Source organism: Rhodoluna sp. KAS3 (assembly GCF_026000575.1).
In the GTDB taxonomy this organism is placed as follows: domain Bacteria; phylum Actinomycetota; class Actinomycetes; order Actinomycetales; family Microbacteriaceae; genus Rhodoluna.
In genome coordinates, this window is the sequence record NZ_AP026910.1 from 1,176,755 (window position 1) to 1,199,912 (window position 23,158).

The window sequence follows — 23,158 nt, forward strand, 5'->3', positions numbered from 1 at the left end:
GTGTTTATAGACCGCTGTAAACGTGCAAGCCCTTGAAGTACAGGTTCACGATTGTGAAGTTAAACAGAATGGCAAGGAAGCCGACGATCGACAACCACGCTGAACGCTTGCCAGTCCAACCGCGGGTAGCGTTTGCGTGCAGGTAGCCGGCATAGATGGTCCAGATGATGAACGTCCAAACCTCCTTGGTGTCCCAACCCCAATAGCGGTGCCAGGCGCGTTCGGCCCAGATTGCGCCGGCAATCAGAGTGAAGCTCCAGAGAATAAAACCGATGATGTTGAATCGGTAGGCCAACCGCTCCATCTTTTCGATGTCCGGAAACAGATCCAGAATTCGTTTGAAGGTAGCCACAACCTTGACCTTGGATGCCTGGACCCATTTAGCGGTCTTGAATACATAGGCAATCGATAGCGCCGCTGCGATGTTGAAGAAGGCGGTAGCCAGCACCGCAACCAGAACGTGAATGACCAACCAGTAGCTCTGCAGCGCAGGCATTAGTGACTGCACCTTCACCCAAAATACGGTGTCGGCGGTGCCCAAAATCAAAAGGTTGAAACCAGCCACAAAGGTTGCAATTAGGCGGATGTCCTTGATCTTTAGAGCAATCAAGAAAATCGCCACGACAACGAATGAACCCGTAATCGAGAACTCGTACATGTTGGCCCAAGGCACACGAGAAGCCGAAATACCACGCAGGACAACACCGACTCCGTGAATAACCGCGGCGATGCCGAGCAGGATAATTCCGGCTCGCTCAAGCTTTGACGCAGTCTGGCGAGCAGCCTTATCAAGGCTGGCTAGGCGCGATAGGTGGAACGCAAAACTCAGAAAGGCCGCTGTGTAGAACAACATGGCGCCCTGGATGAACAGGCGTGAAATACCCGCGAGCTCTGGGTTTAGTGCAATACCAACCTCGGTCAAGAAGCCGTTACCCAATGCCATCAAAGTCATACTTACTTACCTTCTGCTTGGTCTGAATCTGAGTTAGAACGTGAATCTGCCTCTGGGGCCAAAGCCGAAGCCACCTCAGAAACAACTTTTTCAAGTGACGGGTCATCGCCGCGAGCAAGAGCTGCAACTTCAAAGCCCGTTGAAGTTTGTCTGACCCAAACGCGACGGCGAGGAACCAAAAGTGAAAGCGTCACACCCGCTAGAGAAAGCAACGCAAAAAGAAGCACCCAAATTCCGCCCGGGTTGTAGCTCACATCGAGTGAGGCAAAACGACGAATGCCGTCAAAAGTAACCGTGCCAAGGTCGCCGGGTAGATCAACGGTCTCACCAACGGTTAGGCGCAAACCGGCCACTCCGCTCTTACCGCCAGCAACCTGAGTCATGTTGGAGGTGTCGAGCGCGTAGACATTCTTAGGGGCACCGGTCTCAAGACCAAGGTCACCCTCGTAAACATTCATCGTCAACAACGGGTCAATCGGTGCCGGATACAGCGAGGTGAGTGCGCCGGTCTCAAGTTCATCAACCGTCGGGTAGAAGAAAGAAATAATGCCGAACTGCTTCGGAGCATCGGGCACCTTGATTACGCCGAGTGAGGTGTAGGTGCTTGACTGCGGCAAAAACGCGGTGGTACCCGAGTAGGTGATGTTGCCATCTAGGTCACGGATGGTGATCTCAGGCGCATAACCATTACCGGTCAGGTAAACGTGTGCCCCCGGCAGTTCAAGCGGTTCGTTGACCCGAATCACGCCAGATTTCTCTTGGGCAGCAACGCCCTCAGAGGCAGGTACCTTGGCAGCAACATAAGCCCTGAAGTCCAATGGTGTGCCTACGTTGGTCACGTTGGCAAAGTCAAAATCAACCTCAAACTTGTCTAGCTTGACCGCAAAAGGAACCAGATTTTCTTCGGTAAAAAATGTGCCGGGCGCAAACGAGTCGTAAGAAGCAAGGTTGTTAACAAAGGTCTCGCCCTCAACCAAAACTCGCTGCCCGCTGTAGCTGAGGCCACCGCCCCAACCAACGGCAATCAAAACACCGATGAGTGAGATGTGGAAAACCAAGTTTCCGGTCTCTCGAAGGTAGCCACGCTCAGCCGAAACTGAGTTTCCGTCACGCACAACTCGGTAACCCTGCTTCTTAAGCAGGTCAAAAGCCGCCTGAGGAATCTGATCAGCCTTTGAAGCCGAAAGCTTTACCTTTTGGCTAGCCGGCATCCGTGAAAAAAGTCGTGGAGCAGCTGGTGGCGCCGAACGCAAAGCCTTGGCGTGAACCGCGGTGCGAGGCAAAACGCAACCGATTAGTGAGATGAACAGCAGGATGTAAATTGCTGAAAACCAAGCCGAGGTATAGACATCGAAAAGCTGAATGGCATCAAGAATCGGAGCTGCAACCGGGTTGTTGTCGAAGTACTGAATTACACCGTTTGGGTCAGCAGAACGCTGGGGAAAAATTGACCCCGGAACCGCAGCGGCAGCCAATAGCAAAAGCAAAAACAGAGCGGTGCGCATTGAGGTCAGTTGACGCCAGGTCCATCGCGCCCAACCAGCCAAACTCAAAGTCGGGGCGTTGATAACCTGCTCTTCAAAATCGTTTACCGCATCGGTCAGATTTGCCGAAGACTCGCTGCCGTTAGATTGCAACTTGGAAATAGCCAAACACCTCCAGCTGTAGCCATGATGACAGTGCGCTCCAGATTCCGGTGACCATCAAAATACCGAGAATTACCAGCAGCGCGCCGCCGCCAATGTTGAACGCACGAATGTGCTTTTTGATAAACCCGACCGACTTCGTAGCCCAACCAAATCCGGCTGCGATCGCCACAAACGGCAGCCCGATTCCGAGTGCGTAAACAAAAGCAAGTAGTGCACCCTTGGCCGGAGACCCTGAATCAGATGCCAATGTCAAAACCGCAGCCAGAGTTGGGCCGATGCACGGGGTCCACCCGAGCCCAAAGGCAACGCCCAAAAGGGGCGCACCAAACAGACCCAACTTAGGTGAAACCTGCATTTTCATGGTGCGCTGCATGAACTTGAATTGCCCCATCAGAACAAAGCCCAAAAAGATGACAAAAACGCCAAGCACCCGCTGAACCCAGATGATGCCGCTGGCGTAAACCGCTGCCCCGATGCCCCCGAACAGAGCCCCGAAAGATACAAAGACAATCGAAAACCCGAGAACAAACAGCAGCGAGCCTAGGACCACGCGGCTCTTAGTGGCTGACATTCCAGAGACAAAACCTAGGTATCCCGGCACCAGCGGCAAAACGCACGGACTTATAAACGAGACAATGCCTGCCAAAAGCGCCATCGGAACAGCCGCGAGCAGCGAGCCATTCAGAATGATGTCGTTTGGGTTCAAGACCTACTCCTCGAGAGCTGTCTTGATTAGAGTGCCAAGAATTGATCGGTCAATCTGACCGTATACGCGCGAGGTGACTTTGCCGTCTTTGCCAACCACCAGGGTCGTCGGCACAGCATTTGGTGTCACGATTCCGGTAAAGGCCAGCATCACGGCACCATCGTTTTTATCGATGATTGAAGGCCAGGTCAGTTTTTTGCTCTTCGAAAATGCCGCTGAGGTTTCGGCCGAGTCACGCACATTTACACCGATGAACTGGGCCTCTGGGTACTCAGCCGCGAGGGCCACCAAATCTGGCGCTTCAAGGCGGCAAGGCAAGCAGGCTGCGTACCAAAAATTGACCACGGTTACTACGCCTTCAAGCTGCGCACTACTAATTACTTCGCCACTCTCGGTGGTTCCGCTCCACTCAACAGCCGCCTTGCGATTTTCGACTGAGAACTCGGTTACCGTGCCATCGCCGGCGATGTAATTTTTGTTGTCACCAGCTTTGAACTGGTTAGCCAAAGGGTCATTGGCGGCACAGCCTGACAGGCTGGCGATAATTACTGCCGCAACCATGATGGCAAAGGCAATGTTCAGAAAGAGTCGTTGATTTTTTCTCATACGGCACCCAAATCAATCGCACCGGCACCAGCAGCTGGGTCGCGGTAGTCAACTTCAACAAAACGGTTTCCCTGGCGTTCCAGGGTGGTGATGCTCGAAAGAGCGCAACGGCGCTTCTTTGGATTATGAGCCAGCGATTCTCCGGCGAGCGCCCGCTGAACCATAACAATCGGCAGTTGGTGTGACACCAAAACCACATCGCCATCGGGGGTCTTCTCCCACGCGTCAGTTATCGCTGCCATCATGCGGCCAGCAATTTGAACGTAAGGCTCACCCCAGCTCGGCTGCATTGGGTTGCGTAGGTGAAAGTAAAGGTGTGGTCGAACCAGGATGTGCCCACCGGTTAGTCGACGACCTTCAAACACGTTGTGCGGTTCAATCAATCGTTCATCGGTGACGACATCAAGGCCGAATGCTTCTTGAACGTGCTCGGCAGATTCGCGGGTGCGCAACAGTGGGCTGGCATACAGGGCAGAAATCGGGCGCCGGTCAGCCTTTAGTGCGGCTGCAGCTGTGGCAGCCATCTCGTGACCTTTTGCGCTCAATGAATAGTGCGGCAGCCGACCATACAAAACGCCGTCTGGATTGTGCACTTCACCGTGACGGATTAGGTGGATACGTTCGGCGGGCATAGCTATAAGTCTACCCTCGGCTAAACTTGACCCATATGAGAGCCCGTGCCCTAGTTAAAGACCTTGCCGCCCTGCCAGATGGCCCAGTAACCATTGGTGGATGGGTAGAAAAGCTTCGTGATCAGAAGCGCATCCAGTTCATCATCATTCGTGATGAGTCAGGCGATGTTCAGGTAACTTACCCTCGCCCAGTAGTCAACGAGGTGCCGGACGAGAACGACGCTCTGGCAGCCAAGGTTTCGACCCTTACCAACGGTTCCTTTGTTTGGATCACCGGCCGTTTGGTGCACGACGAGCGCGTAAAGCTCGGTGGCCTTGAGATTCAGCTAGACGATGTCGAAATCGTCACCATGGCTGACCCAGAAACCCCGATTGCCGACGACACCTCAATCGACAAGCGCATGGACTGGAGATTCCTTGACCTGCGCCGCCCTGAGATGAACCTGGTCTTCCGCATCCAGACCACTATTGAAAACGCTTGGCGCCAGTACTGGGCTGAGAACGACTTTGTTGAGATTCACTCACCAAAACTTATGGCCTCAGCATCAGAGTCAAACGCCGAGCTATTCAAGCTTGAGTACTTTGACACTCACGCTTACCTGGCCCAGTCACCTCAGTTCTACAAGCAGATGGCCATGATGTCTGGTTTGGGCAAAATCTTTGAGATCGGTCCGGTTTTCCGTGCCGACCCATCGTTCACCTCTCGTCACGCTACCGAGTTTGTCTCGGTCGACATCGAGGTTTCATGGATCGATTCGCATGAAGACATCATGCAGATTCAGGAGCAGTTGCTGCACCGTGCCATCAGTGCGGTCAAAGACAAGCACGGCGATGAAATTTTGAAGCACTTTGGCGTTGAGGTTCAGGTACCTTCAATTCCGTTCCCTCGTGTTCCGCTAACCGAAGCGGTTGAGATCATCAAGGAACGCGGCCACGTTGTTGAGCGCGGTGGCGACCTAGACCCTGAGGGCGAGCGCCAAATTGCTGCCTGGGCTCAAGAGACCCACGGTCACGAGTTTGTTTTTGTTACCGACTACCCAGCAACAGTGCGCCCGTTCTACCACATGCGTCACGCAGACAATCCAGCTCTTACCAACAGCTACGACCTGATCTGGCGCGGAACTGAGATCACCACCGGTGCTCAGCGTGAACACCGCCTGGATGTTTTGATCGAGCAGGTAAAGGCCAAGGGGCTTGAGCCAGAGGGCCTACAGACCTACCTTGACTTCTTCAAGTACGGCGCACCTTCACACGGTGGTTTTGGAATGGGCCTGCTGCGCGTTCTGATGTTGCTATTGCACCAGCCAAACATTCGCGAAGTTGGTTTCTTGTTCCGCGGACCAAACCGCTTGGAGCCATAAGCTTCGGCACCTTAAAGAAAATCCCCGGCCATTGGTCGGGGATTTTTTACTTAAGCCAATTGGTAGTTTCGAGGCCTTCTATGTTGGCAAAGTGTTTTGTGTTTGCAGTTACCAAGACAGCTCCGATTGCCAGAGCGTGCCCTGCGATCAGCGGGTCATAAAATCCAATTTGTGCGCCATCCAGTTTGAGTTTGGCCCGGATTTTTGCTGTTTCGTCGGCAGCGCGATTATCGAAAGCAACAGCCGGAGCGTGCATGAGAAAACTTGCAATCAATTTGCGGCTTTTGTGCTCGGGCGGCATTGTGAGCATTCCGAACCGCAACTCCATTTGAGTGACCGCAGAAATTGCCCACTCGGACTCGGTTAAAAGGTGCACATAATTGCCGAGTGCGGTGCGGTTTTTAATGATGGCCGATGCAATGTCGGTATCCAACAAAAACATAGTTAGCCGACTACTTCAATGGGACTGATGAAAGTGTCTCTGCCTTGCTCACGCTCAAATAGCGGCTGATCGTCTTCGACCGGACCAAGCTCATCTTGAAGAGCAAAGAAATCTTCGAGCGGGTGTTGAGGGAATTGTTTGATGGTGATGCTTCTACTGATTGCATCAAATGTGAGTGTTACTCGATCAGGATTGAAGTTCCAGGCACTTGGAATACGGACAGCAACGCTGCCGCCATTTCGAAAAAACTTGGTTTTTACTTCAGTTTCCACTGATTCACCGCCCGTCTATACATAAAGTCTAGACTTTTTTTGCGGTCAGCCACAACTATTTTTTGGCGGTGCCTTTGGCCGCCGAACGCACAGTCTGGATTGGGTCAGAAAACTTCATGATGGTGTTCTTTGCTTTTAACGCCCACGGATATTTGCGGCCCAGCAATGACAAAACAATTAGCAAAATCGGAAACCAGAATCGCTTCAAAATCCATCGCATCGAAACCACTACCCCTTAGTTAGGTTGTCCAACGCAGTTGCAAATCGCACTTCGTCGATACGCCAATAGTTATGCACTTGCCCATTAATTAGCAAGACCGGGATTTCCTCTAAGTATCGGGCGGCAAGCTCAGCGTCATCCAGAATGTTCAACTCGGTGAGGCTGACTGACGCAGCTGGTTGGCGCTGCTCAAAATCAGCAACCACACGATTCACTGCATCGCGGGCATCATCACACAGATGACACCCCGGCTTGCCGATCAAGGTTAATTCCACGTTCACAAACCCCAGCCTATGACAGGTGTTGCCGACGCCGGCAACTAAACTGAACAGGTGCCGAATACCCCTAAGGAATCAACCAAAATCGAAGCCGCGTTCTTCGACGTTGATAACACCATCATTCGGGGATCCAGCAGTTTTTTGTTTGGAAAAGCAGCTTTCAAGCGTGGCTTTTTTAGCCGCCGTGACTTCTGGAGATTTGCCTGGCAGCAGGCCCGCTTTATTGCCCGCGGCGAGACCCTCACAACTGTTGATGAGATTCGCGATCGCGCGCTTGGGCTAATCGAAGGCCACAAGGCCGACGACCTAGCCGCACTGACCGATGAGGTTTACGACAAGTACATTTGCCCAAAGCTATGGCCAGAGACTGTTCGCCTGGCCAAAGAGCACATCGCAGCTGGGCGCGAGGTTTGGTTGGTTACTGCCACACCAAAACAAATTGCTGATGTTATTGCCCACCGCCTTGGCCTGACCGGTGGCCTGGGTACCGTGGTCGAAGTCAAAGATGGCATTCTGACCGGCAAATTGGTCGGCGAGACCCTCCACGGCAAACACAAACGCAAGGCTGTAAAAGCGCTGGCCAAGGAGCGCAACATCAGCCTCAAAAACTCTTACGCATATAGCGACAGCGTGAATGACCTACCGATGATGACTGTGGTTGGTCACGCTGTGGCGGTTAACCCCGATGCTGCGCTTAAGCGCTACGCGGTGGCGGCCGAGTGGCCAATCTTGGATTTCAAAAAACGCGAACTGCGCGCCAATAAATAGCCCGGTTAAACAAGAAACCCGTCAAGAAAACTTGACGGGATTTTTGTTGAGTAAGCCGACTAAACGACTTACTTCTTGTTGCGACGCTGGTGACGAGTCTTACGAAGCAACTTGCGGTGCTTCTTCTTAGACATACGCTTGCGGCGCTTCTTAATTACTGAACCCATAGGGACCTCACAGATTTTGGATGCTCATCTACCGGATCGGCAAACAGCAAAACGATTTCTCTATTCTAGCCGAGTTAAGTGGGCCTGGGTGAACCAGTTAGAAACCTTGCGTTCAGGTTGCTGCGGTAATCTACAGGCTGAACTTAGGTAGAAAGACTTGCCAAACATGACTAAAAAAATCGTTGCAGAATTCTTGGGCACACTCCTGCTGGTCACGGTAGTTGTCGGCTCGGGAATCATGGGGCAGAACCTTTCCACCGATTTTGGCCAAGCGTTGCTAATCAACACCATCTCAACGGTTGCAGCTCTGGCTCTGCTGATCACCCTATTTGGGCCAATCAGTGGCGCTCACTTTAACCCTGTGGTTTCTTTGATTATGTTGGCGCTCAAAAAACTTGATGCCACGACCTTCTTTGCCTATGCGGCAGCTCAAACCGTTGGTGCCGCTGCCGGTGCAATTTTGGCCAACGCAATGTTTGACCTAGCCCCGCTGAAGATTTCTGAAAATGTTCGAGCCAGCACCGGAATCTGGATCTCAGAGGTTGTTGCCACAGCCGGACTGCTATTGGTGATTTTGGTTTTCAGTGCGCGCAATTTCAGCACCGCACAAATTGGAGTGGCGGTTGCCGCCTGGATTGGCTCTGCCTACCTATTTACCGCTTCGACTTCTTTTGCCAACCCTGCGGTTACCGTCGGTCGAATCTTCTCAAATACCTTTGCCGGCATTGCCCCGGAATCGGTGTTGAATTTTGTAATTTGCCAATTTGCCGGTGCACTTTTGGCACTGGTTATTTTCAAAACTCTATTTAGAGACCGGTCATAGTTTTTCTTTCATAAATTTTGGAATTTGAGAAATAGATTCCACCAGCTGTCGGTTCGGATTAGAAAGTATTCCAAGAGTTTTCTAGAAAATCGCCGGAAGGTCTAACCATGAGCCCGCAGAGTAAATCAGCCCCCGCTCCCGCTCCAAAGCAGGCGCGCGCTGTTGACACCATTGCCTTGGTCCTTCAAGTCACCAATAAGTACCTGCTTAGCGGTGGCGAGGCTGCGGTTCGAGTTCAAGAGATTTCCAAGACGGCAAATGTGTCGATTGGTTCGATCTATCACCACTTCGGTGACCGCGATGGTCTAATTCGAGCCGCGTATGTTGAGCGTTTTCGCAACGCCATCCAAGATGACATTGAGCGCGTCAAGAGATTCATGGCCCGCATGCACAGTGCCAAAGAAATGGCCGAGCACTATGACGAAATGCTGGCTTTCCTAAACCACCACTTCGAGCAGTTTCCGGCCCGCGACCAGGCAACCACCATCGGCAGCACTACCGGTCGGCCGCCGCTGCGCGAAGCCATCATCGAAGTTCAGAGTGAACTAACCTCGAGCTTGGCCGAGGTTATGCAGCTGCTGAAGGACCGCGGAATTTTGAAGCCTCACCTAGACCCTCGCGCGGCTGCCGTGCTGACTCTAGGCATGCTGCACGGTCGAGTGATTTCTGAGCTGGACCGCAACCCGGTAAACGACGAGTGCTGGAACACCGCATTTTTGACGGCGTTCAGCGGCCTATTTGTTGGCACAGATAGTTTGCCAATTTGGGGTCGACTAGCCAACGGTGTAGCGGCTAAGTAGCCGGTTACTTTCCGGCGGCAATCTCCCGCGCACGGGCAAGAGCCGCGTCGGTGGCTTCGGCAAACATCCCGGCCAAGTCGGTTTGTTCCATCCTTGCAATTGCTCGCTCAGTGGTGCCGTTTGGGCTGGTTACCTGCTTGCGAAGGACATCTGGTGCCTTGCCCGAATCAACCAAAAGTTCGGCCGCACCCAAGAAGGTCTCGTTGACCAAAAGCGCTGCATCTTCATCACTAAAACCCTGATGCTTGGCAGCCTTGGTCATTTGCTCAATTAGGTAGAACACGTAGGCCGGGCCCGAGCCAGAGATTGTGCTCAGCGCATCAATCTTGCTCTCGTCGAGCACAAGGACTTTGCCCACCGTTTCAAAAAGCTCGCGGGTTACATCAACCGCCCAGTCGGTAGCTCGCTCACCAGCTGCAACACCGGTGACCGCGCGGCCAACAATCGCAGGTGTGTTTGGCATGGCCCTGACCACACCAACATCCTCAGGCAGCACTGCCTCCATTGAGGCTGTGGTTGTGCCGGCGGCAACGCTGATCACGAGCGCGTTGTCGTTGAGTGAGTCGGCAACGTCTGCCAAGACCTCAAGCACATAGGCCGGCTTAACCCCGATCAAAACCACATCAGCCCCAGCAACCGCCATTTGATTGGCGTCATCGCCGTTTTCAAGCGCAAAACTGAGGACACCCAGCTCTTCAGCCAGGCGCTCGGCGCTATCGGTGCTCTTGGTGCTTACCGAAATCTGACTTGGATCAAAGCCTGACTTCAACAGACCTGACAAGATTGCGCCGCCCATTGAGCCGGTGCCGAGAATTGCGATTCTTTTGATGTCCACAGACACAGTTTAGGCGAGCCCGATTGTCAGTATGGCTTGGTAGTTTTGAGGTATGTCTGCCGCCAAAGCCACCTTTACCTGTACCGAGTGCGGCTGGAGCACCCCCAAGTGGGTTGGCCGCTGCGGCGAGTGCCAAGCTTGGGACACAATGCAAGAGGGCAAGCCGGGTGGCGGGCGCGGCTTGGGCACGGTTCGCAACGTTCGTGCCGTGGCCATTGTTGGCTCTTCAGCCGCAAAACCCATCACCGATGTCAGCACTGAGCGCGTCACTGCTTGGTCTACTCAGGTTGGCGAATTCGACCGCGTTCTTGGCGGCGGCTTGGTTCCAGGCGCGGTTGTTTTACTCTCTGGTGAACCTGGGGTTGGCAAGAGCACCCTGCTGCTTGAGGTTGCGGCAAATACTGCCAAGTCTGGCAAGCGCGTGCTCTATGTCAGCGGCGAAGAATCGGTGGGGCAAATTCGCCTACGCGCCGAGCGCACCGGTGCCATGAGCGATAGCCTTTTCATCGCCAGCGAGACCGACCTGTCGACCGTACTCGGGCAAATTGACGCAATTGCGCCCGAGCTATTGGTTGTTGACTCTGTGCAAACAATTGCCGCTGCCGAGATCGACGGAGCCGCCGGAATGCCTTCTCAGATTCGCGAGGTAGCGGCCAATCTAATCCGTGTGGCCAAAGAGCGGGCGCTGCCGGTTATTTTGGTTGGTCACGTGACCAAGGACGGCAACATCGCGGGCCCGCGTGCCCTGGAACACCTGGTTGACGTTGTTTGCCACTTTGAAGGCGATCGCCAGACATCGCTGCGCTTTGTGCGCAGCATGAAGAACCGCTTTGGTCCGACCGATGAGGTTGGCTGTTTTGAAATGACCGGCGAGGGCATTGCTGAAGTAGCCGACCCGAGCGGGCTTTTCTTGTCCCGCGGAGACGCCCCAGTGTCGGGCACCTGCGTCACAGTTACCGTTGAGGGCAAGCGGCCACTAATTGCCGAGGTTCAGGCGCTGGTAGTGAAGTCATCGACACCCCAACCGCGCCGAGTAACCAACGGAGTGGACTCTGCTCGCGTGGCCATGTTGCTTGCCGTGCTTGAGCGCCGAGCTGGGCTGAGAGTCGGCGACATGGACGTTTACGTCTCAACAGTTGGTGGCGTGCGCCTAACCGAGCCGGCATCAGACCTAGCCATCGCTTTGGCAATTGCCTCTGCGGTTCAAGACAAGCCAATTGCCCACAACCTGGTTGCATTTGGTGAGATCTCGCTGGCCGGCGAGATTCGTAAAGTCTCAAACGCCAAAGTTCGGGCCAATGAGGCCACTCGACTCGGATTTATTCGGTCGGTTGACTCTGGCGTCGGCGACCTACGCGCTGCGCTCAGCCTTGGACTGAACTGGTAGCTTCTTCATATTGAAGTCGCACTTTTGGGGCGATGTCCGGCACCAGCTCGTCGGCCAATTCAATTGGCCATTCAGGTGGAATGCCTGTAAGAACCCAGGCAGCTTGTGCCGCTGCCCCCTCGGCGACATATTCCGAGACTCTAGGAATCACAATTGGGTAATCAAACAAAGTAGTGGCAACCTTTTTTACCGCTTGATTTTGCGAACCACCTCCAATGAGGAATATTCGTTGAACTTCAACTCCCTGTGCGCATAAAGCATCAAGTCCAAATGCAAGCCCGCACAGCATCCCTTCTACATAGGCCCGTGCCAAATTTTGACGTGTTGTGGATTCCAATGACATGCCGTGTAGACGCGCCTTGGCCTGAGGAAGATTGGGCGTTCTTTCTCCCTCAAAATACGGAACTAGCACAAGACCAGAGGCTCCGGGCTGCGCTGAAAGCGCTAGGGTACTGAGCTCGTCGAAATCCACGCCGAGCAAATCGGCGCCATTCTTTAGGACACGTGCCGCGTTCAGGGTGACCCCAATAGACAAGAAACTTCCGGCGGCGTCTGCAAAGCCAGCAATCATGCCCGACTCATCCTGCGCCTGGCGTTTGGTAATCGCGAAGACGGTACCGCTAGTGCCAATTGATATCGCTACGTCACCGGGCGTCATATTCAAACCCAGCGCCGCACCCGCGTTATCTCCGGCACCAGGTCCGTAAATACGTCCTGCTTGGTCAGTTCCAACCTGCCCACCCGGAGCAACCAAACGAGGCAGGGCCGCTTGGTGCCCCAGGGCTGCCTCGAAAAGTTCGGTGTCATAAGCGTTCGTTCTCGAGTTGAAGTAACCAGTTCCCGAGGCGTCAGACCGATCCGTCGCCAACTCGGCAAAGTCGGGCCCCAATTCAGATTGCCCCTCGGGACCAAAGCCTCTCATACGCCACGTGAGCCAATCATGCGGCAAGGCGACCGCCGCGACTCTTGAGGCCAGCTCAGGTTCGTTGTCTCTAAGCCATCTCAGCTTTGAGATAGTGAACGAAGCTACAGGGACGGACCCGGTGGCCTCGACAAACCTTGATCGACCAAGCTCGGCTATCAGATCGTCGGCACTTGACGCACTTCGAGTGTCATTCCACAGCAGGGCTGGCCTTACGACCCGCCCCAGCGAGTCAAGAGCAACGAGTCCATGTTGCTGAGCGGCAATTGAAATCGCTGAAACGTCTTCGAGGCCGCCGGCTCTGTCAATGGCAGCCTCTAGTGCCGACAACCATGCTTCTGGATCAACCTCAGTACCCTCGGGGTGCGAAGCAGAACCGGTGCGAACAATTGCTCCGGAACTCAAATCCCTAATGACTACCTTGCACGATTGGGTCGACGAATCTACCCCGGCAACAAGAGCCATGGCTATAGCCCCGGCTGAACCATAGCCTTCATTGACCCGGCTAATTTGCCAGCATTCAATGCAGACTCAACCTCATCAAGCCCAAACTTGTGAGTTACAAGAACATCTAAATCAACTTTTCCAGTCGCCACCAATTCGATTCCAGTTGGCCACGTGTTGGCGTATCGAAAAACACCCGTCACCCAAATCTCATTGTTCTGGATGTGCGAAACCGGCAGAACCATATCCTCAGCCCCTAAGCCGACTAGCAGAACATGTCCGGCGGGACCGACAGCCTTGATGCCTGAGTAAACCGCCTGAGCAACACCGGAGGCGTCCACAAAAGCGTTTACACCGAGTCCCTCAACATTTTCAATCCTCGGATCAATTGCTCGGGTTGCACCGTGGTTCAGCGCAAAGTCTCGGCGATCTTCAGCAATGTCGGTGATAACTACCTCAGCAGCCCCGAAGGCACGAGCCACTTGCGCCATAATTACACCGATTGGACCGGCACCGGCGATGAGCACACGGCTACCAGCTTTTATCTCAGCTTTTTGGGCAGCCCATACACATACCGATAGTGGCTCTATAAGGGCTGCCGCTTCAAACGACACGTTGTCAGGAATCGGAAATGCGAATCTGGATTGAATTTTCACATACTCGGCGAACCCGCCATCGATGGGCGGGGTGGCGTAAAACTCCATTTGCGGGCACAAATTGTAGCGACCCGCAAGACACTGCTCACACTTATCGCAAGGTCGCTGAGGCTCTACGGCTACTCGTTGTCCGATTCGGGAACTATCCACTGAGGCACCGACGGCAGTTATCGTTCCAGATAGTTCGTGCCCGAGGATAAGGGGTTTTTCAACAACGTACGGACCGATTTTTCCGTGTTGGAAGTAGTGGACATCACTACCACAAACGCCTACAGCCGCGACCTTTACAAGGACTTCGTCTGCGTCCAACTCAGGCACGTCAATCTGTTTAACGACCAATTCTCCCTGCTTTAATAGGAACGAGGCTCGCATGGTAGCAGTCAATTTATTCTCCAGATCTTTACTTTGAGATTGCCACAACGGTCGCGTGCGCCCCGTTGGTGTGCAGCGATGATAGGGCGGCCAAATACGGCTCGGTAAACTTTGGGTTGTCGACTAGATCGCCGAAGAGTTCGCGGTTTTCAATAAATGCGAGCGGGTGAACTCGTTGCGATTGCGCGATTGGTACAAGAACATCTTTCAAAGGGTCGACAACGTTAATCGGCTCACCCTGTTCATCGACGGCCTCCGCGTACCTTGCCCAGCTAGCAACAATTGCTGCTGACAGTGCGACATCACCACCTTGGGCCAAACGTTCATGAATGACTGGAACCAACCATTTAGGAATTCGGTCTGATGATTCAGCACAAAGCCGGGCAAGCGTGTCTTTCACTTCCGGGTTGGAAAAACGCTCGATTAGTTTGTGTCGGTAAGCATCCAAATCAACACCAGGCACTGGCAGGAGTGTTGGCGTTGCCTCCTCAACCATGTACTTCATCAAGAACTGGGCAATTGCCGGATCGGACGTTGCCTCGTGCGCATAACGGTAACCGCTGAGGTAACCGAAGTATGTCAATCCTTGGTGGCTGGCATTTAGAAGTCTGAGTTTCATAAGTTCATATGGCATAACGTCTTGCACCATTTGCACATCGACCTCCTCTAGAGGGGGTCGACCCAATGGAAACTCATCTTCTACAACCCATTGGAAAAAAGGTTCCGCCACGACGGGCCAGTGGTCCTCGAGACCCAGCGTCTCTGCGACTTCAACTACATCCTCTGGCGCGGTCACTGGAGTTATTCGGTCCACCATTGAGTTGGGAAAACGAACAAACTCTTCGATCCATGACCCTAGGTCGGGATCCTTCAAGTTTGCGAATGCCGTGAACATCCTCTTGGCAACGTCACCATTTGCTTGAATGTTGTCGCAGGACTGAACTGTGAACGGCGCAAGGCCTCGTTCACGCCTCAAACGCAACCCCTCGGTTACAAATCCAAAGACTGTTGATGGTTCAGAATTTGGTGCCAGCTCTGCAGCTATTGCGGCTGTCTTTGCGTCGAACTCACCTGTGACTCGGTCAAAGTTGTAGCCCCCTTCAGTGATCGTGAGTGAAACGATCTTTGTATCGGGACTTGCCAACTTTTCTAGGAGCCCGGTCGGATTTTCCGGAGCGAATATGTACTCAGTAATGCTGCCAATCACAGACACGTGACGCTGACCATCTGGGTGCTTGAGCACAAGAGTGAAGAGACAATCCTGCTCTGCAAAAACATCACGCATTCGACGGTCATGCTCGAGCAGCCCTACGCCGCAAATGGCCCAGTCCTTGGCCTTGCCCTGATTCAGCAACCGATCGATTGACATTGCCATGTGAGCCCGGTGGAATCCGCCGACGCCAAAGTGAACAATGCCAGTTTTCAAATTAGAACGGTCATACGTTGGGGTCTGAACCGTGGCTGGCACGGCCGGCAGGTTTGCCTGGTTTAGACGATCCATACTTACTTCACAGCTCCCATGGCAAGACCTCGGACCAACTGCTTCTGTGCAATCCAACCAGCAATCAAAACTGGTAGGGCTGCGACCATTGCGGCGGCTGACAAAACACCCAAGAATAGCCCTCTTCCATCAACAAAAGAGGCAAGGAATGGTGGTGCCGTTTTGGCATCAGAGGTTGTCAACAATGTGGCTAGAAAGTACTCATTCCAGGAGAAAATGAAACAGATCAGAGCCACGGCCGCAATGCCCGGCAGCACAATTGGTAGAACTATCCGAACAAGCTCCGTTCTGAAATTTGCGCCGTCAATTTGGGCTGCTTCAACTATTTCCAAGGGAACTTCGTTGAAGAATGAACGCATCATCCAGATTGCAATAGGAAGATTCATGGCTGCGTAAACCAGGGACAACGCGTTGATGTTGTCCAGCATGCCGATGCTTTTGAAAATCATGTACAGCGGCAAAAGTGATGCGGCAGCGGGCATAAATCTCGTTGAGATGAAAAAGAACAGTGCATCTTTAACGCTCTTGATCGGGCGAATTGAAAGCGCGTACGCACCTGGAATGGCGAGGACCAGGACTATGAGCGTTGAAAGAACACTGGACGTAATCGAATTGGTGAGGTAATCCATCATTCCGCGGTCCATAAGTTTCTGAAAACCTGAAAGATCCGGTTCGAAAACGAAAGTTGGTGGGATTGCCGAGGCATCCTGCTCACTCTTGAAAGCGTTCAGGAACATCCAGAAGACTGGGAAAAAGAACATCAAAACGATTACCCAAGTAGCCGCGGTAACCAAAGAACCCTTGAGCTGACGCATTAGCGCTGGCCTCCATCCATGAACACTTTGAACAAGTTTTTGAGAGCGAGAGTTGCCACAACAATCGTTAGTAGTACCGTCACGACGCCGTAGGCAGCCGCCTCACCGACATTTAGCCCGACGAAGGCACGTTCGTAAAGAAGGTATGACAGCGTTTTAGTTCCGCCTGTGCCTTTGGTCATTATGGCGATCGGGTCAAAAACCTGGAGCAACATAATTGTTCCCAGCAGCACAGCGATTTCTACGTACTGCCTCAAGTGCGGGAGAGTTATCCACTGGAAGGTGCGCCATGCGCCTGCACCGTCAACAGCTGCCGCCTCCAAAACCTCGCGGCTTTGGCTTTGAAGTCCGGCTAGAAGGATCAACATCATGAACGGGGTGTACTGCCACGTCAACATAATGACAACGGTCATAAATGGTAGGTCTGTTGTCCACTCAATCGGCTTCATACCGAGTGTCTGAGAGACCCAACTCAAGATGCCGACATTGTTGTCAAACATCGAGTACTTCCAAATCAAGGAAGCTGCTGCTGGCATGAGCAGAAACGGAGTGATTAGCAGTGTTCGTGCCAGTGCCTGCCCGCGAAACTTTCGGTCAAGAAGCACTGCGAGCAACAAGCCGAGAATCACCGAGAGGATGACCGATAGCGATGTGATTCCGACGGTGGAAAGCGTGGCCGGGAGAAGGTCTCCCTTTTCAAATACAGAGAAATAGTTTTTGAACCAGACGAATTCGATTTCCGTCGGTTTCAGAAGGTTCCAGTTGAGAGTTGAGAAGTAGATGGTCACCAGAAAAGGAATCTGAGTGAGGATAATGCTGAACAAAAGCGCCGGCAGGATAAGCGCGCGCGATAGGCGCACCTTCTTGTTGTCTGTCTTTTGTTTTGCAACCGCAACCGACTGGTTTGCTTTTGCTGCCATCTTTGGGACTTCCTTGTCTGGAATCTAATTTAATGGTGAGGATACCCGGGGTTGACCACTCATCAGAGTCAACCCCGGGCCCCCTATTGTTTCTTGTTACTTGTGAGCGTCGCCAGCTACCTGAGCGATCTTTTGACCAGCATCAAGAGCTTCCTTGACTGTGGTGCGTCCGGCAATAGCGTCGGCTACTAGCTGCGCAACCTGATTTCCAACTTCTTGGAATTCCGGAATTGCAACGTACTGAATACCAACCCATGGCTGTGGGTTTACACCTGGCTGAACAGGGTTTACGTTGTTCATAACCTCAAGGGTGATTGGCGCGTAGGCCTTTGCGGCTTCCTTGTACTCAGGAATCTCATAGGTTGAGATACGTGCGCCCGGTGGAACCTTTGACCAACCGAGTTCGGTACCAACAAGCTTGTGGTATTCCTTAGAGGTTGCCCACTTGACGAACTTCACAGCAGCATCCTTGTTCTGGGTGTTTGCTGGGATAGCAAGGTTCCAGCTCCATAGCCAGCCAGACTCTGCAGTCTTTACAACTGGAGCGTGAGCGTATGCCAACTTGCCCTTGACTGGTGAGTCATCGGCCTCAAGCATCGACGCAGCTACTGAGGCGTCGTACCACATTGCGGCCTTGCCCTCCTTGAGCGCGTTCATACATTCGTTGAAGCTGTAGTCAACTGGGTTTGGCTGTCCGGCCTCGTCTAGCAAGTCCTTGTAGAAAGTGACGGCTTCAACGAACTCTGGAGAGTTCACCTGAGCGTCCCAGTTCATGTCATACCAGCTACCACCAAAGGTCTGCACAACGGTAGTTAGTGGCGCGAACAAGTCGCCCCAACCTGGCTTTCCGCGAAGACAGATTCCAGCGGTCTCGTCGGTCTTTACAGCCTTAGCAACCTCGGCAACTTCTTGCCAAGTCGGGTTGTTGGACAGAGTAAGGCCTGCCGCGTCAAGCATTTCCTTGTTGTACATAAGGATTGATGACTCACCGTAGAACGGCACAGCGTACTGCTTGCCATCAACTGAAAGGGCAGAGCGAACTGGAGGAAGAATGTCTTCAACATCGTAGGCTGCGTCCTGTAGATCTGGGGTTAGGTCAGTCAACCAACCGTTGGCACCCCACTGTGGCACCTCGTATGCACCGATGGTTACGATGTCATACTGACCAGCTGCGTTGGCAACGTCAGCAGTAACTGCACTGCGTAGGTCTCCCTCTTCCATTACCTGGAAGTTGACCTTGATTCCTGGGTTGGCTGCTTCGAACTCGCCCTTGAGCGACTCCATGTCAACCATGTTTCCGTTGTTGACGGTTGCAACCGTAAGAGTTACGTCCTCTACAGTTCCGCCGTCAGATGATGCACATCCGCTTAGTGCCAAAGCTGAGATACCCAACATTGCACCTAGGGCCATTGCGCGCTTCTTCAAAAGCATTGATACTCCCTTGTCGTCCTTGCTACATGATGAACCCGGTTTACGAACCGGGAAGATCGCGCTCTTGCGCTGATCTGTAGTACGAAGTTACCGACCAGTTGATAACAAAGAAATAAATTTGGGGGTCAAATTCAGTGAATTTCTGATACTATTTTGCTCAACAAAAAAATACCGAATTGGAAAAATAGTATCGGCAAAAAAGCATTAGAACTCGGCAAAAGGCGCAAATTCAAGGGTTTTTTGATTTTTTGCCTCGACCATATTTACAAACGTAGAAATCACTTAAATTAGCCGAATGGAAAATTAGTGTTATGAATCCGTTACCGCCAAAAGACTTGCAGCCACAAAAAATTGCCCAGAGCCTACTCGGAAAACCTGCTGCCCTCGAGGTCATCCCGCCCAACCCTTTCCAGTCGTTTAGGTACTTCTCGCATGATTACCCAGCTGACATCGCGCGTTGGCAGTACCACCCCGAGTACGAGATCCATCTAATCCGTGAGGGAACGGGTAGTTATCTAATTGGCGACTCAATCGGAACATTCGCCGCGGGACAGGTTGCGCTCCTTGGGTCAGGCCTGCCACATGACTGGATGAGCGACCTCAAACCGGGGCAAGTGATTAAGAACAGGGATGGCGTGATCCAGTTCTTGCCAGAATTTATAGACAACTTGATGGACAACATGCCTGAAATGCGCGACCTAAAGTCATTAATCCAAGACTCTCACCGAGGCATTATTTACTCCGGCGAGACGGCAAAGCGGGCAGCGAGAGAAATCGAAGCTGTTGGTGAGAGCAGCGGCACGCGTCGAATCCTTCACTTCCTTGCCCTTCTGGTGCTGTTCGCCGAGGCACCCGCGAAGGAAAAACAACTAATCACCAAACAATGGTTTACCCCCAACGCAAGCAACGAGGGTAAATCCGCGGTTGAGTCAGGGGTCAAATATATTTTTGAAAACCTCACGACGCACATCCGAATGTCTGAGGCTGCAAAACTCTCACACATGTCGGAACCGACGTTCTCGAAATACTTCAAGCGCGCTAGTGGACTAACGTTCAGCGAAATGGTGCGAAAGATGCGAATCGCTCATGCATGCCGAATGCTTGAGGACACTAACGAAACTATTTCGAGCATTTGCGTCGCAAGCGGCTATACAAATTTGGCCAACTTTAACCGGCAATTTCTGGCAGAAATGGACATGACGCCATCGGTTTACAGATCCTTGGATTCCAAAAAGAGGAAGGGAGACGGTCTACTTAAACCGGTAAACACAGAGGCTGAGCAAACCGCTAGTTCAAAATAAATTGAACGTTGTCAGACTTAATGCCACTGACAGTTGCCACTAGGTGGTACGAAGCACCGCCGGAAACTTACAGTGACGACTGTGCTAATTGGCGCTACCAGAATCAAACAAAAAGTCATTTTTCACAAGACCTGAACTTGATGTCTGATTTCTGCCCAGCCTCCACAGTTGGAGGTAAACAACAGGTGCAAGAATGTCGGTAAAGACGAAAATTGGGTAGTTAATCAAGTAGGCAAAGCCGGCATTCCCAGTCCTGAACAAAAGATACAAGTGCAAGATCGACAGGACTCCAGGCCAAGCAAATGCTGCACCTATGTATAAGCGACTTTTACCTGGATTAAACCTTGATCCTGCAATCCACAGTGCGGTCGGTACCAGCATTGTAATGAACCAGGCAATTGTTGACGTGAACTGAACCCACCCCAGCAGCGGATCTAGTGACTGCGTTGGATTCCAGATAAAGAATTCCGGATAGCTCAGATAAACGAACAGATAAATCGCACCTGTTGTGCTACTTAGCAAGGGCATAAGGCTGGCCATTTTTGACATTCGAGTTCCTCCGTTTGTAGAAGACTCGGGCAGGATAGGCCTGCCCGAGTCCAAGTACAACGTTCTTTGTGTTACGGGATTAGGTTTGTGTCACAAACGATGGTGTAGATGCCGTTTCCAGGCGTTGTTTCAGCAATGTCAATAAAGCCGGCAATAGGGACGTTTGGTCCAGCTCCATCAACGTCAATCGAACATGCGTCGCCGTCAACCGCGTTTGTGTAACCGACACCAGGAGCACCATCAGCACCAGGAGCACCATCAGCACCAGGAGCACCATCAGCACCATCAGCACCAGGAGCACCATCAGCACCATCAGCACCATCAGCACCAGGAAGACCCTGAGGGCCCTGTGGTCCTTCTGGGCCCATTGGTCCGGTTAGGCCAGTCTCTCCTTGAATTCCCTGAGGGCCGATTGGTCCTTGCGCACCATCTACTCCGGCAGGACCCTGAATACCCTGAATACCTTGCTCACCCTGAGGGCCTTGGGCACCAGTAGCACCAGTAGCACCAGCAGGGCCAGTAGCACCAGCAGGGCCAGTAGCACCAGCAGGGCCAGTAGCACCTGTTGCACCTGTTGCACCAGCAGGACCCACGATTGAAGTTGGAACGGTGAACAGTTTGCGCTCACCCGTGACACACTTGGTGCGAACGGTGAGCTTATTTGCCTTTGAGACACACACGTACTGGGTGTCTGCCGCAACCGCAGGTGAGACTGTTGCGAATGTTAGACCTAGTCCAACAACTCCTGCCATAACGGCGAGAGACAATTTCGAAGTTTGTTTCATTTTGAAGCCCCCAAAACAATATTTGCGATCAGGATGCACCAGACATCCCGAGGAATTTTTTTCCTGAACCAACTCAAACATCGGCGGAGCCTAAAGTCCTCGGTTGCAAAGTTCAATGTACGTATCGAAAAGTACAAACTTTGGAAATTCCAAGCTGCATGTCAGATGCGCGAACTAATCTTTTGGACTGAGGGGCTTAGCAACCAACAACTAACATTGGGGACTTCCTTGAGCCAATTAAAATCCGAGCCTTTGGCCACAGCCAAATATCTTTTTGAGTCACTGGGAAATTCACTGGATGCGGACACTTTCTGCAAGGGCCTTGTACATTATCTTCACGAGGGTTACGGCGCCATAGCCTGCTTTATTACTCGTGTCGATAAAGAGGCAAAAATCCGGTGGGTAGGCCGCTACGGATATGAGGTTGACACTGCAAACGTTGCAAAAATTAGCTTGTGGGAGAGCTCGGCAAGCGCCATGGCAATATTGTCTGGAAGTTCTCTGGTAATAAAAAGTTCCGATGAATACAAGGCGATGTTTGAGGTGTCCCAACTCGAGCATTCGATTGGCATCGGATTCCTCAGTATCCCTCTAAAACATCAGGGGCAAGCTATTGGATCGTTAGGGATCAGTTTTGCATCCAAAATTAGTGGGGACTTAGCTGCCGATGAAACCTTTGACGTTTTGGCGGTTGGTGCCAGCGCCTATCTGACCAGCCTTGCATCCCGAGGCGACTCAGGCGCTGGTGACCTCGAGCTTCTCGACGATACCCAAATAACTTCGCGGGACCTGCAAATTCTGACTCTCATGGAGGAAGGGCTGACTCACTACGAAATTGGGCGTGTGCTGAATTTGAGCGAGTCAAGCATTAAGCAAACCAGCTCGATGCTTTATAAAAAATTAGGCGTAAGCAAAAGAAGCGACGCAATTGATCAGGCCAAATTACTGCGACTCATCTAGTTCAAAATAAATTGAACGTTGTCAGACTTAACGCCACTGACAGTTGCCACTAGGTGGTACGAAGCACCGCCGGCGATTACGGGCTGCTGATCAGCACCGCAGCCCTTGGCGCTCGAGAAGACGCGGTACCAGTCTGCATTCTCGGTACTGCTAGAAACTGACTCCCCCGCCTTGATTAGCACTGGGTAGCCGACCAACTTGGTTCGGTCACAATCGGCTGACTCCCAGATAACCTGCTCGCCACTGGTCACTGAGTAGTAGACCACGGCTGGGCCAACATCAAAGACGCAATCGATCTCAGACTGATTGGTGGCTTTGAAAGAGAAAAACGGATTGATACCGCTGTCGAAGGTGCTCTGCGGGCTGCCGGCCGAGTTGGTTACCCGAGCTTCGATCAAGATTTTTGCAGGGTCACAATCTGAGCCCGGGGTTGCCGATGCACTAGCAACTGGCGAGGCCGAAGGAGCCGGGGAAAGAATGCCTGAGACCCAGTTAACGGCTGCTGACACACCGGCAATTATCAGTGTCACAAACAGCACAACCACTGCCAACGCAATGATTCTGCGGATTAGGAAGTTTGGTTTTCTGCTCATGCTTCAAGGCT

27 protein-coding genes are annotated in these 23,158 nt (G+C 52.5%); 7 read left to right on the plus strand and 20 right to left on the minus strand.

Annotated elements, in window-relative coordinates; genetic code table 11:
- Positions 1-4 precede the first annotated feature (4 nt).
- The 5 genes from ccsB to OO731_RS05930 are packed head-to-tail and all read right to left on the minus strand — an operon-like array spanning position 5 to position 4,545.
- Positions 5-952, minus strand: coding sequence for a c-type cytochrome biogenesis protein CcsB (gene ccsB, locus OO731_RS05910; RefSeq protein ID WP_264890024.1), 948 nt, complete (start codon positions 950-952; stop codon positions 5-7).
- A 2-nt stretch (positions 953-954) separates the two neighbouring features.
- The gene (locus OO731_RS05915; RefSeq protein WP_264890025.1) at positions 955-2,604 is read right to left on the minus strand and encodes a cytochrome c biogenesis protein ResB; all 1,650 of its coding nucleotides are present in this window, start codon (positions 2,602-2,604) and stop codon (positions 955-957) included.
- Positions 2,579-3,307, minus strand: coding sequence for a cytochrome c biogenesis protein CcdA (locus tag OO731_RS05920; RefSeq protein ID WP_264890026.1), 729 nt, complete (start codon positions 3,305-3,307; stop codon positions 2,579-2,581). The genes OO731_RS05915 and OO731_RS05920 overlap by 26 nt, the downstream gene beginning before the upstream one ends.
- A gap of 3 nt (positions 3,308-3,310) precedes the next feature.
- Positions 3,311-3,913 (minus strand): TlpA disulfide reductase family protein, encoded by a 603-nt coding sequence (locus tag OO731_RS05925; RefSeq protein WP_264890027.1) that lies wholly within the window; start codon positions 3,911-3,913, stop codon positions 3,311-3,313.
- Entirely contained in the window at positions 3,910-4,545 is a 636-nt protein-coding gene (locus OO731_RS05930) for a histidine phosphatase family protein (RefSeq protein WP_264890028.1), read from the minus strand. The genes OO731_RS05925 and OO731_RS05930 overlap by 4 nt, the downstream gene beginning before the upstream one ends.
- Before the next feature lie 35 nt (positions 4,546-4,580).
- Between OO731_RS05930 and aspS the strand changes: the two genes are divergently transcribed.
- Complete coding sequence (gene aspS / locus OO731_RS05935; RefSeq protein ID WP_264890029.1) at positions 4,581-5,906, plus strand: aspartate--tRNA(Asn) ligase; 1,326 nt, start codon at positions 4,581-4,583, stop codon at positions 5,904-5,906.
- 46 nt (positions 5,907-5,952) lie between these two features.
- Here the strand turns inward: aspS and OO731_RS05940 are convergent, their stop codons facing one another.
- From OO731_RS05940 to OO731_RS05955, 4 genes are read right to left on the minus strand one after another with little or no spacing between them, the layout of a single operon-like run.
- Positions 5,953-6,348 carry a type II toxin-antitoxin system VapC family toxin gene (locus tag OO731_RS05940; protein WP_264890030.1) on the minus strand — a complete coding sequence of 132 codons (396 nt, stop codon included), beginning with the start codon at positions 6,346-6,348 and terminating at the stop codon, positions 5,953-5,955.
- A gap of 2 nt (positions 6,349-6,350) precedes the next feature.
- A complete protein-coding gene (locus OO731_RS05945; protein WP_264890031.1) occupies positions 6,351-6,620 on the minus strand; it encodes a hypothetical protein in 270 nt (89 codons plus the stop codon).
- A 55-nt stretch (positions 6,621-6,675) separates the two neighbouring features.
- Positions 6,676-6,840 (minus strand): hypothetical protein, encoded by a 165-nt coding sequence (locus OO731_RS05950; RefSeq protein WP_264890032.1) that lies wholly within the window; start codon positions 6,838-6,840, stop codon positions 6,676-6,678.
- Positions 6,841-6,848: 8 nt separating this feature from the next.
- Complete coding sequence (locus OO731_RS05955) at positions 6,849-7,115, minus strand: glutaredoxin family protein (RefSeq protein WP_264890033.1); 267 nt, start codon at positions 7,113-7,115, stop codon at positions 6,849-6,851.
- 57 nt (positions 7,116-7,172) lie between these two features.
- Between OO731_RS05955 and OO731_RS05960 the strand changes: the two genes are divergently transcribed.
- Positions 7,173-7,886 carry an HAD-IB family hydrolase gene (locus OO731_RS05960; protein WP_138315865.1) on the plus strand — a complete coding sequence of 238 codons (714 nt, stop codon included), beginning with the start codon at positions 7,173-7,175 and terminating at the stop codon, positions 7,884-7,886.
- A 68-nt stretch (positions 7,887-7,954) separates the two neighbouring features.
- Here OO731_RS05960 and OO731_RS05965 read toward each other — a convergent pair whose 3' ends face one another.
- Positions 7,955-8,053: an AURKAIP1/COX24 domain-containing protein gene (locus tag OO731_RS05965; RefSeq protein WP_005504750.1), complete on the minus strand. Its 99-nt coding sequence runs from the start codon at positions 8,051-8,053 to the stop codon at positions 7,955-7,957.
- A 166-nt stretch (positions 8,054-8,219) separates the two neighbouring features.
- Here OO731_RS05965 and OO731_RS05970 point away from each other — a divergent pair, with 166 nt between their 5' ends.
- Together OO731_RS05970 and OO731_RS05975 are read left to right on the plus strand one after the other, a co-directional pair.
- Positions 8,220-8,876 carry an aquaporin gene (locus tag OO731_RS05970; RefSeq protein ID WP_264890034.1) on the plus strand — a complete coding sequence of 219 codons (657 nt, stop codon included), beginning with the start codon at positions 8,220-8,222 and terminating at the stop codon, positions 8,874-8,876.
- Between the two features lie 107 nt (positions 8,877-8,983).
- A complete protein-coding gene (locus tag OO731_RS05975) occupies positions 8,984-9,676 on the plus strand; it encodes a TetR/AcrR family transcriptional regulator (RefSeq protein WP_264890035.1) in 693 nt (230 codons plus the stop codon).
- A gap of 4 nt (positions 9,677-9,680) precedes the next feature.
- On the opposite strand, the gene proC is transcribed toward OO731_RS05975, so the two are convergent.
- Positions 9,681-10,511, minus strand: a complete 831-nt coding sequence (gene proC, locus OO731_RS05980) for a pyrroline-5-carboxylate reductase (protein ID WP_264890036.1) — start codon at positions 10,509-10,511, stop codon at positions 9,681-9,683.
- A gap of 52 nt (positions 10,512-10,563) precedes the next feature.
- Here proC and radA point away from each other — a divergent pair, with 52 nt between their 5' ends.
- A complete protein-coding gene (gene radA / locus OO731_RS05985) occupies positions 10,564-11,898 on the plus strand; it encodes a DNA repair protein RadA (protein ID WP_264890037.1) in 1,335 nt (444 codons plus the stop codon).
- Here radA and xylB read toward each other — a convergent pair.
- The 6 genes from xylB to OO731_RS06015 form a co-directional block, all read right to left on the minus strand.
- Positions 11,876-13,285 (minus strand): xylulokinase, encoded by a 1,410-nt coding sequence (xylB, locus tag OO731_RS05990; RefSeq protein ID WP_264890038.1) that lies wholly within the window; start codon positions 13,283-13,285, stop codon positions 11,876-11,878. The two genes, radA and xylB, sit on opposite strands and share 23 nt — an antisense overlap.
- Positions 13,286-13,287: 2 nt before the next feature.
- Entirely contained in the window at positions 13,288-14,292 is a 1,005-nt protein-coding gene (locus OO731_RS05995; protein ID WP_264890678.1) for an NAD(P)-dependent alcohol dehydrogenase, read from the minus strand.
- Between the two features lie 28 nt (positions 14,293-14,320).
- On the minus strand, positions 14,321-15,793 hold the full coding sequence (locus OO731_RS06000; RefSeq protein ID WP_264890039.1) for a mannitol dehydrogenase family protein: 1,473 nt from the start codon (positions 15,791-15,793) through the stop codon (positions 14,321-14,323).
- A 2-nt stretch (positions 15,794-15,795) separates the two neighbouring features.
- Positions 15,796-16,608, minus strand: coding sequence for a carbohydrate ABC transporter permease (locus tag OO731_RS06005; RefSeq protein ID WP_264890040.1), 813 nt, complete (start codon positions 16,606-16,608; stop codon positions 15,796-15,798).
- Positions 16,608-17,528, minus strand: coding sequence for a sugar ABC transporter permease (locus tag OO731_RS06010; RefSeq protein WP_264890041.1), 921 nt, complete (start codon positions 17,526-17,528; stop codon positions 16,608-16,610). The genes OO731_RS06005 and OO731_RS06010 overlap by 1 nt, the downstream gene beginning before the upstream one ends.
- A 96-nt stretch (positions 17,529-17,624) precedes the next feature.
- The gene (locus OO731_RS06015; RefSeq protein ID WP_264890042.1) at positions 17,625-18,959 is read right to left on the minus strand and encodes a sugar ABC transporter substrate-binding protein; all 1,335 of its coding nucleotides are present in this window, start codon (positions 18,957-18,959) and stop codon (positions 17,625-17,627) included.
- 311 nt (positions 18,960-19,270) lie between these two features.
- Here OO731_RS06015 and OO731_RS06020 point away from each other — a divergent pair, with 311 nt between their 5' ends.
- Complete coding sequence (locus OO731_RS06020) at positions 19,271-20,260, plus strand: AraC family transcriptional regulator (protein ID WP_264890043.1); 990 nt, start codon at positions 19,271-19,273, stop codon at positions 20,258-20,260.
- A gap of 84 nt (positions 20,261-20,344) precedes the next feature.
- Here the strand turns inward: OO731_RS06020 and OO731_RS06025 are convergent, their stop codons facing one another.
- On the minus strand, positions 20,345-20,809 hold the full coding sequence (locus OO731_RS06025; RefSeq protein WP_264890044.1) for a hypothetical protein: 465 nt from the start codon (positions 20,807-20,809) through the stop codon (positions 20,345-20,347).
- 71 nt (positions 20,810-20,880) lie between these two features.
- On the minus strand, positions 20,881-21,576 hold the full coding sequence (locus tag OO731_RS06795) for a hypothetical protein (protein WP_272501202.1): 696 nt from the start codon (positions 21,574-21,576) through the stop codon (positions 20,881-20,883).
- 183 nt (positions 21,577-21,759) lie between these two features.
- On the opposite strand from OO731_RS06795, the gene OO731_RS06035 reads away from it, so the two are divergent.
- Entirely contained in the window at positions 21,760-22,554 is a 795-nt protein-coding gene (locus OO731_RS06035) for a LuxR C-terminal-related transcriptional regulator (RefSeq protein ID WP_264890045.1), read from the plus strand.
- Here OO731_RS06035 and OO731_RS06040 read toward each other — a convergent pair.
- Positions 22,551-23,147, minus strand: coding sequence for a hypothetical protein (locus OO731_RS06040; RefSeq protein ID WP_264890046.1), 597 nt, complete (start codon positions 23,145-23,147; stop codon positions 22,551-22,553). The two genes, OO731_RS06035 and OO731_RS06040, sit on opposite strands and share 4 nt — an antisense overlap.
- Between the last annotated feature and the right edge of the window lie 11 nt (positions 23,148-23,158).

What these genes read in the sequence shown, in the direction of transcription:
- OO731_RS06035 (WP_264890045.1), top strand. Translation starts at nt 21,760, where the DNA reads ATGCGCGAACTAATCTTTTGGACTGAGGGGCTTAGCAACCAACAACTA.
- OO731_RS06025 (WP_264890044.1), bottom strand. Translation starts at nt 20,809, where the DNA reads ATGTCAAAAATGGCCAGCCTTATGCCCTTGCTAAGTAGCACAACAGGT.
- OO731_RS06040 (WP_264890046.1), bottom strand. Translation starts at nt 23,147, where the DNA reads ATGAGCAGAAAACCAAACTTCCTAATCCGCAGAATCATTGCGTTGGCA.
- OO731_RS06000 (WP_264890039.1), bottom strand. Translation starts at nt 15,793, where the DNA reads ATGGATCGTCTAAACCAGGCAAACCTGCCGGCCGTGCCAGCCACGGTT.
- OO731_RS05970 (WP_264890034.1), top strand. Translation starts at nt 8,220, where the DNA reads ATGACTAAAAAAATCGTTGCAGAATTCTTGGGCACACTCCTGCTGGTC.
- OO731_RS06010 (WP_264890041.1), bottom strand. Translation starts at nt 17,528, where the DNA reads ATGGCAGCAAAAGCAAACCAGTCGGTTGCGGTTGCAAAACAAAAGACA.
- OO731_RS05965 (WP_005504750.1), bottom strand. Translation starts at nt 8,053, where the DNA reads ATGGGTTCAGTAATTAAGAAGCGCCGCAAGCGTATGTCTAAGAAGAAG.
- OO731_RS05925 (WP_264890027.1), bottom strand. Translation starts at nt 3,913, where the DNA reads ATGAGAAAAAATCAACGACTCTTTCTGAACATTGCCTTTGCCATCATG.
- OO731_RS06005 (WP_264890040.1), bottom strand. Translation starts at nt 16,608, where the DNA reads ATGCGTCAGCTCAAGGGTTCTTTGGTTACCGCGGCTACTTGGGTAATC.
- OO731_RS05930 (WP_264890028.1), bottom strand. Translation starts at nt 4,545, where the DNA reads ATGCCCGCCGAACGTATCCACCTAATCCGTCACGGTGAAGTGCACAAT.
- OO731_RS05950 (WP_264890032.1), bottom strand. Translation starts at nt 6,840, where the DNA reads ATGCGATGGATTTTGAAGCGATTCTGGTTTCCGATTTTGCTAATTGTT.
- OO731_RS05995 (WP_264890678.1), bottom strand. Translation starts at nt 14,292, where the DNA reads ATGCGAGCCTCGTTCCTATTAAAGCAGGGAGAATTGGTCGTTAAACAG.
- radA (WP_264890037.1), top strand. Translation starts at nt 10,564, where the DNA reads ATGTCTGCCGCCAAAGCCACCTTTACCTGTACCGAGTGCGGCTGGAGC.
- xylB (WP_264890038.1), bottom strand. Translation starts at nt 13,285, where the DNA reads ATGGCTCTTGTTGCCGGGGTAGATTCGTCGACCCAATCGTGCAAGGTA.
- ccsB (WP_264890024.1), bottom strand. Translation starts at nt 952, where the DNA reads ATGACTTTGATGGCATTGGGTAACGGCTTCTTGACCGAGGTTGGTATT.
- OO731_RS06015 (WP_264890042.1), bottom strand. Translation starts at nt 18,959, where the DNA reads ATGCTTTTGAAGAAGCGCGCAATGGCCCTAGGTGCAATGTTGGGTATC.
- OO731_RS06020 (WP_264890043.1), top strand. Translation starts at nt 19,271, where the DNA reads ATGAATCCGTTACCGCCAAAAGACTTGCAGCCACAAAAAATTGCCCAG.
- aspS (WP_264890029.1), top strand. Translation starts at nt 4,581, where the DNA reads ATGAGAGCCCGTGCCCTAGTTAAAGACCTTGCCGCCCTGCCAGATGGC.
- OO731_RS05975 (WP_264890035.1), top strand. Translation starts at nt 8,984, where the DNA reads ATGAGCCCGCAGAGTAAATCAGCCCCCGCTCCCGCTCCAAAGCAGGCG.
- OO731_RS05940 (WP_264890030.1), bottom strand. Translation starts at nt 6,348, where the DNA reads ATGTTTTTGTTGGATACCGACATTGCATCGGCCATCATTAAAAACCGC.